Origin of the sequence: Amphritea sp. (genome assembly GCF_048266285.1) — a bacterium.
GTDB lineage: Bacteria > Pseudomonadota > Gammaproteobacteria > Pseudomonadales > Balneatricaceae > Amphritea.
Map to the genome: position 1 here is coordinate 17,670 of NZ_JBLWZV010000032.1, position 13,004 is coordinate 30,673.

The window sequence follows — 13,004 nt, forward strand, 5'->3', positions numbered from 1 at the left end:
TAGTCGATATTTATTTCATGCCCGAGAGCGTGATGCCCTCGATAAAACGTTTTTGAGCCAATAAAAATGCGGCGACCAGCGGGGTGATAACGATGGTGGCCGCGGCCATCAATGGGCCATAATCGTTGCCGGTATCGTCATTCCTAAAATTCACCAAACCAAGCGGTGGAGTGTAATAATCCGGTGAGTTCAGCACGATGAGTGGCCAGAAATAATCGTTCCAGTGAGCCACGACCGAGAAGATGCCGAATGACACCAACGCTGGCATCGCTGTAGGCAGCATGACTTTCCAAACAATGGCTAGCTCACTAAAACCATCCATACGAGCGGCATAAATCAGGTCATTAGGAATGGTCATAAAAAACTGCCGCATCAAGAATATGCCGAATACCGAGATACTAAACGGCGCGATTAACGCCATATAGCTATCGAGCCAACCAAACTGATACATCAGCAGATACCACGGAATAGAGACCGCCTGTGGTGGAATAAGCAAACAAAACAGCACCGCCGCAAACAGGGTTTTCTTTCCTTTAAAACGCAACTTTGCTAAGGCATATGCCACTGGCACGGCGATGCTGACTTGGCATAAAAAGATAGCCACGGTGACCACAATACCGTTTAGCAAAAACTTCATTAATGGTATACGCGTCAGAGCTTCGCTATAGTTTTCAATGAAATACCAGTGTTGTGGCCACAATGTCAGCTCTGAACTAAAAATCTCATCTGGTGGCTTAACCGAAGTCAGCAACATCCAGATAAACGGCATCAGCATGACCACCGCTCCACTCATAAGCACTAAATGCCGGAACAAACGAAACAACAAGGAAGGTTGACGATTCATGAGTAGTGCACCTTACGTTCAAGGAAACGGGTTTTAAGCAGGGTTAGCAGCAGCACAAAGAATAGGAAAACGACGGTGATGGCCGCAGCATAACTAGTGCGAAAATACTCAAATGCTTCGGTATACATGGTGTATAGCAACACTTCCGAGGCTTTATTAGGGCCCCCTTTCGTTAACACCTGCACCGTATCAAACACCTGAAATGCCTTGCTAGAAGTGATCACCACAACAAATAGAGTGATCGGGCCGAGCAGTGGCCAGGTGACCAGCCGAAAACGATCCCATGCAGAGCTTGCTCCATCCATCTCAGCAGCCTCATAAAGATGTGATGGGATGGTCATTAAGCCGGAGAGGAACAGCACTAAATTGAATCCCACTTGCTGCCAAATACCAATTCCGCAGAGCACATACAGCACCAAGTCACCGTCTTGTAACCAGTTAGGTCCAGTGATGCCAAGCTCTTTTAGTATCAGGTTCAATAACCCAAAATCAGGATGAAGTATCACCTGCCAGACAATCGACATAGCGATAAGCGTAGCCATTACCGGTAAAAAATAGACCGCCCTATAAAACGATTTACCCTGCTTACCTGCTTCGATCAGCATGGCAGCCCCCAATCCTAGAAAAACAGAACCGGGCACCACGATGGCAACATAGATCATGGTATTTTTTAACGATTGCCAGAAGGTCGAATCGCTAAACAGCTCAGCATAGTTATCCAAGCCAATCCATTCAAAAGCACTCATGCCCAGTTGCCAATCCGTAAAGGAGAGCAGCAATACCGCAGCAATCGGTCCGATCAGAAACAGCAACATAAGCCCAGCGGCGGGCAGCGAGAGAAACCAACCTAGCAAGCGTTCATATTGTTCGGCTCCTCGATAGAGACGCCAGCGGCGAGGACGGCGAGGCAAACTCGGCGATGTTTCAGGCTGTGACAGATTCATGATGCACCTCCGCAGCGACTTTTTCTGAGACAACCCGACGGCCCTGTTGATCAAACACTAGGGTATGTTTCGGTTTAATACGGATACCAACGGTGGCCCCCAAGAGCAATTGCTGCCCTTGTTCAACATCGCAACGCACCAGCATCGGCTCGGCGAGAGTATCGATCGTGATATGGGCAAAAAACTCAGCGCCCATGTTCTCTAAATAGATCAGCCGTCCCTGAATATCACCCTGCTCGGCGCGACAAACAGTAGCGTTCTCGGGGCGCACCCCTACCCTGATGTTTGCCAGTCCAGGCAAAGTGGCAACACGCAGAGGGCATCCACAAACCACCACACGACCAGCATTGTTGACCTCCCCTGGCAGTAGATTGATTTTGGGGCTGCCAATAAATTCCGCCACCCGCACATCCACTGGGTTACGGTAGATCTCCTCTGGGGTCGCCACCTGCAACAGCTCGCCATCCATCATCAGAGCGATTCGGTCTGACATCGTCATCGCTTCGGCCTGATCATGGGTGACATAGATAAATGTCGTACCGAGCTGCTTATGTAGCTGAGCGATTTCAGTACGCATATGAACACGTAACTTGGCATCCAGATTGGAGAGAGGTTCATCCATCAGAAAGGCCGCGGGATCTCTTACCATTGCGCGGCCCAATGCCACACGCTGCCGCTGGCCACCGGAAAGCTCACCCGGACGGCGATCTAATAAGTGTTCTATCTGTAATAACTCAGCCACCGCGGCCACCTTGCTATCAATACCGGCTTGCCGTTCAGCCGCACCGGGTAACAGCTGCGCTAATAGCGGCAGACGTTGATACCAGCGATAGCTGCGCATACGAATAGGGGTGGCAATATTCTCTTTAACCGTAAGATGTGGGTATAACGCATAGGACTGAAACACCATAGACAGGTTACGATCTTTCGGTCGCAGCTGATCCACCGGCTGTCCGCTGATATTGATCTGGCCATTCGTCTGGGACTCTAAACCGGCAATAATGCGCAGCAATGTCGATTTACCACATCCGGATGGGCCAACTAGGGTCATAAACTCACCGTCCCTGACCGTTAGATCGATCTGATCCAGAATCTGTGTTTCACCGAACGACTTGTTCAGTTTGCGTATCGCAATTTCAGCCAAAACCTGTGCCTCGTTTTCAAATGTTGCTAATGGCTGAGGATAATAGAAGGCAATTGTGACTGTTTTGTTATAATAAAATCTTTATTTTTCAAGTACCTACATAAAAATCAAGTACTCGAGTACCGAGTAACAGAGCCTTTTAAGTACTCGCTAAATAACAATTCGATTGCAGGTGTATGACTTAAAAGACTTATTGCAACGTCACTGTCACAGCAGCGAGGTACTTTAGTACTTTGGCGGTGTACCTAGATTTGAAATTAATTGAGTAACCTATTTATGAAAATTCTTCTGGCAGATGATCACGAACTGATTCGAAAGGGGCTAAAAGAGATTATTTCGGCACTCAATGCCACTTGGCAGATCGCTGAGGTGGCCTCTTTACCCGCGGCCATGACCGCGCTGGCCGGTGATCATGAAGTAGAACTAGTGTTATTAGATCTTTACCTACCCGGAGCTACCGGTGTGGAGGGGTTAATTCAACTTAAACAGCAGTTTCCCGGCACCGCCGTGGTGATTATCTCATCGGCAGAAACCCCTGAGATTGTTGCCGCGGCAATGCAAAACGGTGCCTCTGGTTATATCCCTAAATCGACCAGCAATGAGGTGATGGCTAAGGCTTTAGATTTGGTCATCTCTGGCGGGGTGTATATTCCACAGCAGTTATTATTAGGCAGTGTGGCCCCTACTTTATCCGCGAGCCCCGCCAAGGTTTTTCCATTGTTCGACAAACTCAATCACACCCAGCAACGCATCGCTACACTCTTGAGTGCAGGCCTGAGCAATCAAGAGATTGCGAATGAAACTGGCTTTGCTCTACAAACCATTAAGAATCAAGTAAGTAGTATTTTGCGTACCACACAATTAGAGAATCGAGCGGCATTAGCGGCGAAGCTAGCGCTTTTGCAAGTTCAATGACAGCGCGACTACGATTAAATAGCACCCGACAGGAAGACCTTCTGAAGAGTATCAACCCACGACCTTTAGCCAAACATGTCGCACTTATTATATGAATCCCCGTTTATCCTAAGATTTCGGATGTACTTAGCCACAACAAAATGCCGCCCGAGATTGAACAGGTTGTAAACAGCAGCGTGGACACTGACAAAATGCTGAGCCAGCCTAGGTGACTTGATCCGCCGCATTACCCGCTCTCTCATCTGGGGCAGTTGATGTGACAGCTCTGCTCTATTGTGGGCAAACTATCCCGTGTAGTGGTAATCGTCTCAAAGATCAATTCTCGATGAGCAACACCATAACTTCGCAATTTATCCGTTACTATTTTCCTCAAATCACTAACGTGGCTTTGCAGTAACCGTCTAAAGAACCGCTTAGCCGTCTTGCCGTCCCGATATCTAAGGCGGTAGACAGCGAACAAACTCGTTTGGACAAACTGATGGAGTCCAACGGCATCGATGAAGTACCTGACTACACCGACCCGATTACCTTCAATGCCAGAATCAGCTCGCCTCAGGTTGGCCAGTTTGTCGGCTTAGTTCGCAAACTCGATGCGTTGATGATCTCAATGGACACACTCTGTGTTATCCAGCGTGCTTAGCAACAAACAACGTGTAGATGGCAACTACGCATGGCAACAGCGCATTATCAAACTTGCTCGACGCATTATTGATATCGAAATTCGAGCACGAAAACCTGCTCAAGCTAAGGGTAAAGAAGCAGAAGTTGAACAAGCGGTGCCTTCAACCGATGACGATATCACTGAAGAAGAAACAGATACTCCCTCCAACTAGCCAGCTAGGCTCCCATCAACCAGCCCCTCTCGAAGGGGTCTCTTGAAAACCACATAAAGTCCAAAAATGGTTACTCTAACAGCTTAAAATCCACTTAATGTAACCAAAGAAGGACACTGAAAGCACCACTTGACAATATCACCCTAAAGTCCTAAATTAAGAACATTAAGTAAGAATAACTCACGTAGTGTAACCAAAATAGGGCTTTATAGTGAAAGACGTGACAGCTACAGCATTAGCAGAAGAGATCGGCGACAGATTGAAGCAAGCTCGACTAAATCGAGACCTAACACAATCTGAAGTTGCCGAGCTTGCTGGCATTGCCCGCAAAACGGTTTTGAATGCAGAAAAGGGAAAAGTTCAGCTCGACATCATGATTGCTATATTAATGGCATTAGACCTCACGCAGCAGATTGATCTATTTCTCCCTAAACAAGAAATTTCGCCCTTACAGCTGGCCAAACTACAAGGAAAGAAAAGGCAGAGAGCCTCAGGCCAGCGCAGTAACAAAGATGAGGAAACACTAGAATGGTAATGGAAGTCATTACAATAACATACCAAGACGATGCTGTTGGCGCAGTGAGTTTTGACACTAAAAAGGGACTTGGGTCATTTGAATATGATCCAGGCTTCACAAAAAAAGGTGTCGAGCTGTCCCCGATCAAAATGCCATTATCGAACCGCATTTATAGCTTTCCCGAACTGGATTTCAATACCTTTAAAGGACTACCAGGTTTAATAGCTGACTCCTTACCTGATGATTTTGGTAACGCAGTTCTCAACGCATGGGTTGCAGGTCAAGGTCGTTCACCGAGTGACATTACACCACTGCAACGCCTCCAATATACGGGAAAGCGAGGCATGGGAGCTCTTGAGTATGCGCCAGCTACAAAGTTACGAAGTTTAAATGCTTCACAACAAGTAGAAATCCAGTCGCTCGTTTCAATTGCACAAGAAATCTTAGATTCACGAGGTAATTTTGAAGTAGAACTCAAACAAAATGACCAAGACGATAGAGAGGCAATGATGTCTTTATTATCTGTTGGCATGAGTGCGGGAGGAGCACGACCGAAAGCCGTATTAGCATTTAATGAAGATTTTACTCAAGTTCGCTCCGGCCAAGCTAAAGCGCCAAGTGGTTTTACTCATTATTTGATGAAATTTGACGGCGTTAGTGAACATAACAAAAATCAAGAAACCTTCGGTGACCCGTTAGGCTATGGAGCAATGGAGTTTGTTTATCATTTAATGGCTAACAAATGCGGTGTCGATATGATGCCATGCCGCTTACTCCATGAAGGCAATCGACGCCACTTTATTACACAACGGTTTGATCGAATTAAAAACAGCAAGGTACACGTACAAACGCTAAACGGGCTTGCCCACGTTGATTATAAAAAGCCGGGGTCATTTTCTTACGCAGAGTTATTTGGCATTGCCAGACAGTTGAAGCTTTCTGCTGTTGAAGCTGAGCAGCTATTCAAGCGCATGACGTTCAATATCATTGCTCGAAATCATGACGACCACTCAAAGAACTTTGCCTTTATTCTGAAAAAAGACAAATGGTCTCTCGCACCAGCTTATGATTTAGCTTATAGCTATAAACCAGGCAGCAAATGGGTGAACAGCCATTGGATGAGCTTGAATGGTAAAAGAGATAACTTTACACGAAGTGATTTCTATAGTTTAGAGAAACTTAGCCCTGTTTTTAACAAGAAAAAGATCGACAATATTATTGATGCAACGATTGAGCACGTATCAACTTGGCGTCAGCTTGCTGAGGAATGGGATGTACCAAAAACACTGATAGATGAAATACAAGAAAACTTGCGGCTCGATATTTAGTTAGTAGTAAAGTGACTATTCCTGTGAGCAAAAAGGATGGTCTCTGATTTCAGGACATCCCGAACCAAACAACAATTTAACACACACGGATACGGTGAATTATCAAATCAATTATTCCCCAAAGTTTCTTCCGTCGCATCCTGACGCAGTTCCTGGGCATCCATTCCGTTTAGCCGTTCAATGGCTCTGTCTGCGGCACTCTGACGATTTCCATCAACGTTTAGCGTACTGAGTCTTTCCAGATCCAGGGACGGTATTTCGGGTAGGTTTCCTGTTATCGACAAGATACCTATTCATTCATCCAGATTGACTTTGCTCCAATCCATCTGGTTTATTAACTGACTCGCGGTCAAACCTTCACAGTTTGGAGGCTTCGCACTGCCCCAGCCAAGACCAAGTTGCGGACGCACTTGTTCCTGAATGATCCGTGAAAGCGGCAAAGTAAAGCAGCAATATGACTGCCGTTTCTCAACACAGGCAGAGTAAACGTGCTGATCTTTTCGCACATCTGGTAATCAGGTACATGCTTGGTTTCAGTAAATGGCGTAATCGTCTGAGTAGGCTCACAGGCATCAAAACTACTCGGCATAAGATTGGATACCACACACTTTGGATCGTTGGTTTGCAATCCACAGTCATAGGTACCGGTAAAACGAATGCATTCACCTTTATCGTTGGTTTCGGCACATTCTGACAACACGAAGCCACAGGAAGGATTCGCTTCAAGCACTTGGCACGCCTCATTTTCATCACCCGTATAGCTTTTATCATCCACACTCACTTGAACACGCCGACACAAAGGCGATATGCCAGCCACTGGGCTTGGGGCAAAGTAGGATTCACAAACTGAAACACCATTGACCACAGTGATCTGTGGACTTTATAAAATCGCGACCATGCGTTTGTTCACTGGGTGATCGAGGGGCACAAAACACGACGAACTAAAAAACATCGCAGCAGATTGGCTTATTGCGGAATTCCAAGTAAGGTACGGCTTCTAAGGAAGATGCGAATAAGCCCTTCCCATGAGACAATTCACTTTTAATCTTCGAGCCTGAGCATGTCACCCACCTATTAGTAAAGACTTTATCATCTATGTTCATCGTTACCCGCTGATCGCCTAGGGAGCATCCTGTTTCAACATTAAGCATTTGAAATGATAAGAAAAGTATAGATTTTTAGACTATCTCATTCACAGCGGTTGTCTTAGTGAATGAACGTACACAAATAAATTAAAATGAATCTGTGAATAAAGATACAGTATTGAGAGTGAATAATGGCTATTGGCTTTGATTTTGGAACATCTAATTGTTCAGTTGCGCATGTTGTGAATGGTCATGTTCAAACGATTCCTTTATCAGAGAACGAAACGTTTATTCTATCAGCATTGTGCGCTCCAACTCGTGCAGCGGTATCAGAGTATCTTTTTCGTTGCTTAAATATTGCACCGTCGAGTGGTGCCGGTGAAGCCGTTCTCAGCCGTGCGATGTCAGACAACCGTGCCGAAGGTTTGGACGTTAGATTAGATGATGTACTTTTTGGCAAACAGGCTTTAAATCTATACCTAGAAGACCCGGATTACGTCTACTACGTAAAGTCACCGAAGTCCTTTTTAGGAACGCTACAATTACGAGAACCCCAACTAGCATTATTTGAAGATATCGTTTGTGCCATGATGGCTAACATCAAAAGCAGAGCAGAAGCGTATTTAGGTCGAGAAATCACCGAAACGGTAATAGGTAGACCTGTGGTTTTTAATACTCTGGGTGGTGAAAAATCTAATATTCAGGCTGAAGGAATATTGTATAGCGCCGCTTCTAGGGCTGGATTTAAGCATATTGAGTTTCAATTTGAACCTGTAGCAGCGGGTTTGGATTTTGAGTCAACCCTAACTACAGAGAAGAATGTACTCGTCGTTGATATTGGCGGGGGTACCTCTGACTGTTCCATGATACGTATGGGGCCGAAGTGGCTAACAAAAAAAGACCGCCCCGAGACGCTTTTAGCACATGCAGGAAAATCTGTGGGTGGTAACAATTTAGATATGTCTATAGCGTTTCAGCGATTCATGCCTGAGTTTGGTAAGGAAACAAATTATAAGTCAGGTAAAGCAATGCCTACGATGTTTTTTTGGGAGGCTGTTGCAACGAATGATGTCAACGCACAACGCAAATTTTATTCGTATGAGAATTTAGAAATATTGAAGCGGCTCCGTGCAGAAGCTATGTATCCAGAAAAGATACAAAGGCTTATTCAGTTGCATCAAAAAACGTTAGGTCACATGGTTGTCGGGGAGGCTGAAAAGGCAAAAATTGCACTTTCAGACCAATCTGAGTATACAGCAAACATCGATTTACTCTCTGAGAAGATTGATATTCCAATATTCTCTGAGCAGATGGAAAAATCAATTGCTGAGCCAATGCGTCAGATTAAAAGTTTAATTAAAGAGATATTGCTGCAAGGAGAAGTCACTCCGGATGTGGTGTATATAACAGGCGGTTCATCGCGTTCTCCTATTGTGCGAGAGACTGTTAAGTCGGTGCTTCCCAATACACCTATTGCTAGTGGAAACTATCTAAGCTCTGTTACTGAAGGGTTGGCTCGATGGGCGGATTTATGTTTCAAATGAACGCTATTTTCAAATTTGATTGTTTTTTAACTAGGGAAATGGGACTGACGCCCCCAACCCTAGTACTGACAAATTAACGTCTCAACGAAAGCCAAACTCCCTGCTCTGCTGTTAGGCCCTGCATCCTTTCGACATACAAACGCACTTCTCCTGAGGTTTCGGAAGTGCCTAGCCGCAACAAGATCCCCCGAGATTGAACACCTTGTGAACAGCAGCGTGGACACTGACAAAATACTGAGCCGGCCGGGGTGACTTGATCCGCCCCATTACCCGCTCTCTCATCCGAGGCAGTTGATGTGGCAGCTCTGCTCTGTTGTGGGCATGTAGTGAATCGTCTCAAGGATCAATTCTCGATGAGCAACACCATAACTTCGCAACTTATCCGTTACTATTGTCCCCGGCTCACCAGTGTGGCTCTACAGTAGTCGTCTAAAGAACCGCTTGGCCGCCTTACCGTGCCGACGTTCCTGTAAGAATACGCCACCACTTCACCATCCTGATTTACTGCTCGCCGCAGACAGTGCTGTTTTCCACCCATCTTCACGAAAACTTCGTCAATGTAGAATGTATCAGGTACTTACGCATCAATCGCCTGGAGTATATGGGGCCGAATTTAATGCACCACAAACGAATGAACTCATAGCTGACATCAATACCTCAGTCAGCAAGCAAATCTTCAATGTCTCGATGGCTAAGATTGAGTCAGTAGTACAACCATATCGCGCATTAGATGATTTCAGCTGGGAGTCGGTGGCGTTTGTAGTAGCAAGTTAGTTTTTCTATAAGAAGATTGTTACCCGATGCGCGTTAACTTGTCAGTACCAGAATCACTCCTGCAGCGTATGCCCTCCCTCTGAGCACTTTAAATAGCTCCATCCTCATCGCCGAGGGTACTCAACGAAAACTGAGCGATGACTTCTAGACTGACCGACGTTACGTCATCGAAGAACAGCACCGCGCCCGTCACGATTGCAACCAATTATCGAGAGTCTTTACCCGCCAATAATCAGTTAACATCTCAAAATAATATAAAAATGAAAACAATACCATTGCATGCGATATCTAGTTTCTGTATAAATACATTCTAGTTCGCCTAGCGAAACTATATTCTAAAAATAAAACAAATTGAAATCGGTTTTCTAATCGATGATAGGAATATGTATGAAAATAAGAAAATCCCTACTAGTTGTAGCTATGAGTGCTGCGTCGCTTACTTCGTCACTCTATGCTGCTGAATTCAAAGCAGGTGATACCGATTTCAACATTGGTGGGTATGTCAAATTTGATGCGAGTTACAATAACTTTGAATATACCGGTAACGGCACTATCGTTAAGATATCTGATCTAAGAAACGGTAATAGTGATGATGACGACAACCTAGATATGAGCGCACGTGAGTCGCGTTTCTGGTTGAAAACATCTACATTGATCAATGGCTCAACGCTAAAAACACATATCGAAGGGGACTTTTACGGTAGTGGGGGTAATGAAATCGTTTCTAACTCACACGGCCTGCGTCTGCGTCATGCCTATGGTGAAATGGATGGCCTTCTCATGGGTCAAACTTGGACAACGTTCATGGATCTAGCTCACTTAGGTGAGATTATTGACTTTGGCCAACATAAAAGCACCATTTTTGTTCGACAAGCGCAAGTACGCTATACGATGCCATTCGGTAACAGTAAAGTAATGCTGGCGGCAGAAAACCCACAAACAGGCACCACAGACACTGGTTCTATGCCTGACCTGATCGCGCGCTATGACTATAACAGCGATGGCTTTCACGGCTCTGCGGCGATGATGCTACGTCAGTTAAAAAGCTCAACTGGAGACACCGAAACAGCAGCAGCTGTCAGCTTAACCAGTAAAGTTAAGATTGGTAAAACCGATGATATTCGGATGCAGTTAAATGGTGGTGCTTTGGGTCGCTATATGGGTCTTATACACCCAGCAACAGAAGGTTCAGGCAGCACTTTTGACACCGTTAATTCTTTTGGCGCTTCGCTAGCTTACCGCCACCTTTGGAACAAAGATGTACGTTCGACGTTGATGTATTCTGCCACTCAAGCGGACGCTAATATTATCACTGCAACGACCTTAGACGGCACTCAATCTCTGCATGCCAATGTACTTTGGGACCTTAATAAGCGAGTACGTTTTGGCGCTGAAGTACAGCGCACAAATCTTGACTTCGCTGATGGCTCTTCTGATAACGGCTTGAACCGCATTCAATTCTCTGCCCGTTACCTGTTCTAAGCCCACGATGGCGTCTGAATAACGAGTCCACGTCAGACACCATGCCGCTATTGATTAACGGCTGCTAAGGACTTAGTAGATAGAGCCATTATCCGCCCCCTTCCGGATAGTGGCTCTTCTTTCGTTAGATAGGCTGCATGACTCAGATTCACTAAAGCACGAACTCAATACCCTTCTCTACCTTATTGCCAAGGCTCAGTATAATAGTCTGGTTGTAATCCTAGTATTTGTAGCGTTATCCTCTGCTTCACCAGCGGTAATGTTTGTTTAGTCGGTTGTCGCCGCAGTTTTCTCTTAGGCAAAAGACTGTAGGACATATCTGACAGCTATGATGCTCAAAGCTGCCGCGTAGTATGCGTCGGATGGTTTTACTTGTTAAATAAATTATATTTTCGATCGTCTTTTTTCCGGCGCCATTACCCGTTCACGGAAAAACGTATGCTCTTATCAAACTCATCCGCGAACTCAACTCCGAAGTGCGACATAACTATGCAGCCTGAAGTAACTCTCTAAAGACCGCTTCGGTCACGCTTACTCCGTATAATACTGTTACCACCGGCCGTAGCATTGTTTTTTTGCCGGCGTAGCTCAATAGCATAAAACAAACAACGCCGTGGAGATGCGGTAAATTGCTTTGCTAAGGCTTATTGACTAGACTTGTACCGAATTACCGTACACTTGGTGAGCATTATGGATACAGTAAGCGTAAACCAGTTTAGAGATAAATTAAAAACCTATGTAGAACAGGTAGTTAATGATCACGCCCCTATAAAGGTTACACGTAGAGCCGGGGAAGCATTTGTCGTTATGAGCGCCGAAGACTGGGAAAGAGAACAGGAAACCCTCTACGTACTACAAAATAACAGCTTAATGAAGCAGATCGCCCAAGGTATGGCAACACACGAAAAAGGCAACGGCTACACACCAACCAGTGAGGAATTAAATGAGATCACTGGTATTTGAAGGGAATACGTGGGAAACCTACGAAGCGCTAAGAGAAAAAGATAAGAAGCTACACAAAACCCTATGTAAATTACTAAAAGAAATGCTTCGAGGGGACCTAAGCCAAGGAATAGGTAAACCTGAACAGCTACGGCATAATTTAACAAGATTCTGGTCGAAGAGAATGTCGCAAAAGGATAGATTAATTTATAAATTTGACGATCATTCAATATATATTTTTGCCATCGGAGGCCACTACGAAGATCTCTGAATTCGCTTGAGCAATTTAACGCCACGCTCACTGCTAAATTAGGAGTACAGCAAGTAATTTAGCCGACTGCAGTCACTTGTGAGCTCTACCTGTAGTGGCATCTCATCACGATGTGAATGCCCCTCGGTGTTATATCTTTCCACGAAAGTGATGTTTGTTGTAGGAGGCGTGCCCTCGCGCCGAAATAGGTTGGTTATCCTAACCAAGGTTAATCACAATGGGGCGCTGCTCGCGTAAGCGTAGACTGCTCACACCTTAAATCGCTTCGGTTACCTGAGAGTCATTGAGATTGATATTCCAAGGTAGCAGACTTTCAATATCTGTGGTCTTGGTATTGTTGATCCGTTTTAGCACGGCTGTCAGGTAAGCCTTTGGGTCGAT

At 45.3% G+C, this 13,004-nt stretch carries 12 protein-coding genes and 3 pseudogenes; 8 read left to right on the forward strand and 7 right to left on the reverse strand.

Features of this window, described 5'->3' with window-relative positions; all coding sequences use genetic code 11:
- Positions 1-10 precede the first annotated feature (10 nt).
- From ACN0T0_RS19385 to ACN0T0_RS19395, 3 genes are read right to left on the reverse strand one after another with little or no spacing between them, the layout of a single operon-like run.
- Complete coding sequence (locus ACN0T0_RS19385) at positions 11-844, reverse strand: carbohydrate ABC transporter permease (protein WP_417228389.1); 834 nt, start codon at positions 842-844, stop codon at positions 11-13.
- Entirely contained in the window at positions 841-1,788 is a 948-nt protein-coding gene (locus ACN0T0_RS19390; protein ID WP_417228390.1) for a carbohydrate ABC transporter permease, read from the reverse strand. Before ACN0T0_RS19390 ends, ACN0T0_RS19385 begins: the two co-directional genes overlap by 4 nt.
- The gene (locus tag ACN0T0_RS19395; RefSeq protein WP_417228391.1) at positions 1,769-2,932 is read right to left on the reverse strand and encodes an ABC transporter ATP-binding protein; all 1,164 of its coding nucleotides are present in this window, start codon (positions 2,930-2,932) and stop codon (positions 1,769-1,771) included. Before ACN0T0_RS19395 ends, ACN0T0_RS19390 begins: the two co-directional genes overlap by 20 nt.
- Before the next feature lie 276 nt (positions 2,933-3,208).
- On the opposite strand from ACN0T0_RS19395, the gene ACN0T0_RS19400 reads away from it, so the two are divergent.
- On the forward strand, positions 3,209-3,847 hold the full coding sequence (locus tag ACN0T0_RS19400) for a response regulator (protein WP_417228392.1): 639 nt from the start codon (positions 3,209-3,211) through the stop codon (positions 3,845-3,847).
- A 238-nt stretch (positions 3,848-4,085) separates the two neighbouring features.
- Here the strand turns inward: ACN0T0_RS19400 and ACN0T0_RS19405 are convergent, their stop codons facing one another.
- Positions 4,086-4,307: a DDE-type integrase/transposase/recombinase gene (locus tag ACN0T0_RS19405; protein ID WP_417228393.1), complete on the reverse strand. Its 222-nt coding sequence runs from the start codon at positions 4,305-4,307 to the stop codon at positions 4,086-4,088.
- On the opposite strand from ACN0T0_RS19405, the pseudogene ACN0T0_RS19410 reads away from it, so the two are divergent.
- The 3 genes and pseudogenes from ACN0T0_RS19410 to ACN0T0_RS19420 form a co-directional block, all read left to right on the forward strand.
- A pseudogene (locus tag ACN0T0_RS19410) lies at positions 4,284-4,680 on the forward strand (hypothetical protein); the annotation flags it as partial. The gene ACN0T0_RS19405 and the pseudogene ACN0T0_RS19410 sit on opposite strands and share 24 nt — an antisense overlap.
- A 211-nt stretch (positions 4,681-4,891) precedes the next feature.
- Positions 4,892-5,215 carry a helix-turn-helix transcriptional regulator gene (locus ACN0T0_RS19415; RefSeq protein WP_417228394.1) on the forward strand — a complete coding sequence of 108 codons (324 nt, stop codon included), beginning with the start codon at positions 4,892-4,894 and terminating at the stop codon, positions 5,213-5,215.
- Positions 5,209-6,525 (forward strand): type II toxin-antitoxin system HipA family toxin, encoded by a 1,317-nt coding sequence (locus ACN0T0_RS19420; protein ID WP_417228395.1) that lies wholly within the window; start codon positions 5,209-5,211, stop codon positions 6,523-6,525. Before ACN0T0_RS19415 ends, ACN0T0_RS19420 begins: the two co-directional genes overlap by 7 nt.
- 107 nt (positions 6,526-6,632) lie before the next feature.
- On the opposite strand, the pseudogene traN reads toward ACN0T0_RS19420, so the two are convergent.
- Positions 6,633-7,004, reverse strand: a pseudogene (gene traN / locus ACN0T0_RS19425) (conjugal transfer protein TraN); the annotation flags it as partial.
- 2 nt (positions 7,005-7,006) lie between these two features.
- Positions 7,007-7,393: pseudogene (locus ACN0T0_RS19430) on the reverse strand (conjugal transfer protein TraN); the annotation flags it as partial.
- Positions 7,394-7,801: 408 nt separating this feature from the next.
- On the opposite strand from ACN0T0_RS19430, the gene yegD reads away from it, so the two are divergent.
- The 4 genes from yegD to ACN0T0_RS19450 all read left to right on the forward strand — a co-directional run bounded on the left by yegD (position 7,802) and on the right by ACN0T0_RS19450 (position 12,623).
- Positions 7,802-9,154 (forward strand): molecular chaperone, encoded by a 1,353-nt coding sequence (gene yegD, locus ACN0T0_RS19435; protein ID WP_417228396.1) that lies wholly within the window; start codon positions 7,802-7,804, stop codon positions 9,152-9,154.
- Positions 9,155-10,315: 1,161 nt separating this feature from the next.
- Entirely contained in the window at positions 10,316-11,410 is a 1,095-nt protein-coding gene (locus ACN0T0_RS19440) for a DcaP family trimeric outer membrane transporter (RefSeq protein ID WP_417228397.1), read from the forward strand.
- Positions 11,411-12,100: 690 nt separating this feature from the next.
- Positions 12,101-12,373 carry a type II toxin-antitoxin system Phd/YefM family antitoxin gene (locus tag ACN0T0_RS19445; protein WP_417228398.1) on the forward strand — a complete coding sequence of 91 codons (273 nt, stop codon included), beginning with the start codon at positions 12,101-12,103 and terminating at the stop codon, positions 12,371-12,373.
- Positions 12,354-12,623, forward strand: coding sequence for a Txe/YoeB family addiction module toxin (locus ACN0T0_RS19450; RefSeq protein WP_417228399.1), 270 nt, complete (start codon positions 12,354-12,356; stop codon positions 12,621-12,623). The genes ACN0T0_RS19445 and ACN0T0_RS19450 overlap by 20 nt, the downstream gene beginning before the upstream one ends.
- A gap of 255 nt (positions 12,624-12,878) precedes the next feature.
- On the opposite strand, the gene ACN0T0_RS19455 is transcribed toward ACN0T0_RS19450, so the two are convergent.
- Positions 12,879-13,004 carry a transposase domain-containing protein gene (locus ACN0T0_RS19455; RefSeq protein ID WP_417228400.1) on the reverse strand — a complete coding sequence of 42 codons (126 nt, stop codon included), beginning with the start codon at positions 13,002-13,004 and terminating at the stop codon, positions 12,879-12,881.

What these genes read in the sequence shown, in the direction of transcription:
- ACN0T0_RS19385 (WP_417228389.1), bottom strand. Translation starts at nt 844, where the DNA reads ATGAATCGTCAACCTTCCTTGTTGTTTCGTTTGTTCCGGCATTTAGTG.
- ACN0T0_RS19390 (WP_417228390.1), bottom strand. Translation starts at nt 1,788, where the DNA reads ATGAATCTGTCACAGCCTGAAACATCGCCGAGTTTGCCTCGCCGTCCT.
- ACN0T0_RS19400 (WP_417228392.1), top strand. Translation starts at nt 3,209, where the DNA reads ATGAAAATTCTTCTGGCAGATGATCACGAACTGATTCGAAAGGGGCTA.
- ACN0T0_RS19420 (WP_417228395.1), top strand. Translation starts at nt 5,209, where the DNA reads ATGGTAATGGAAGTCATTACAATAACATACCAAGACGATGCTGTTGGC.
- yegD (WP_417228396.1), top strand. Translation starts at nt 7,802, where the DNA reads ATGGCTATTGGCTTTGATTTTGGAACATCTAATTGTTCAGTTGCGCAT.
- ACN0T0_RS19440 (WP_417228397.1), top strand. Translation starts at nt 10,316, where the DNA reads ATGAAAATAAGAAAATCCCTACTAGTTGTAGCTATGAGTGCTGCGTCG.
- ACN0T0_RS19445 (WP_417228398.1), top strand. Translation starts at nt 12,101, where the DNA reads ATGGATACAGTAAGCGTAAACCAGTTTAGAGATAAATTAAAAACCTAT.
- ACN0T0_RS19450 (WP_417228399.1), top strand. Translation starts at nt 12,354, where the DNA reads ATGAGATCACTGGTATTTGAAGGGAATACGTGGGAAACCTACGAAGCG.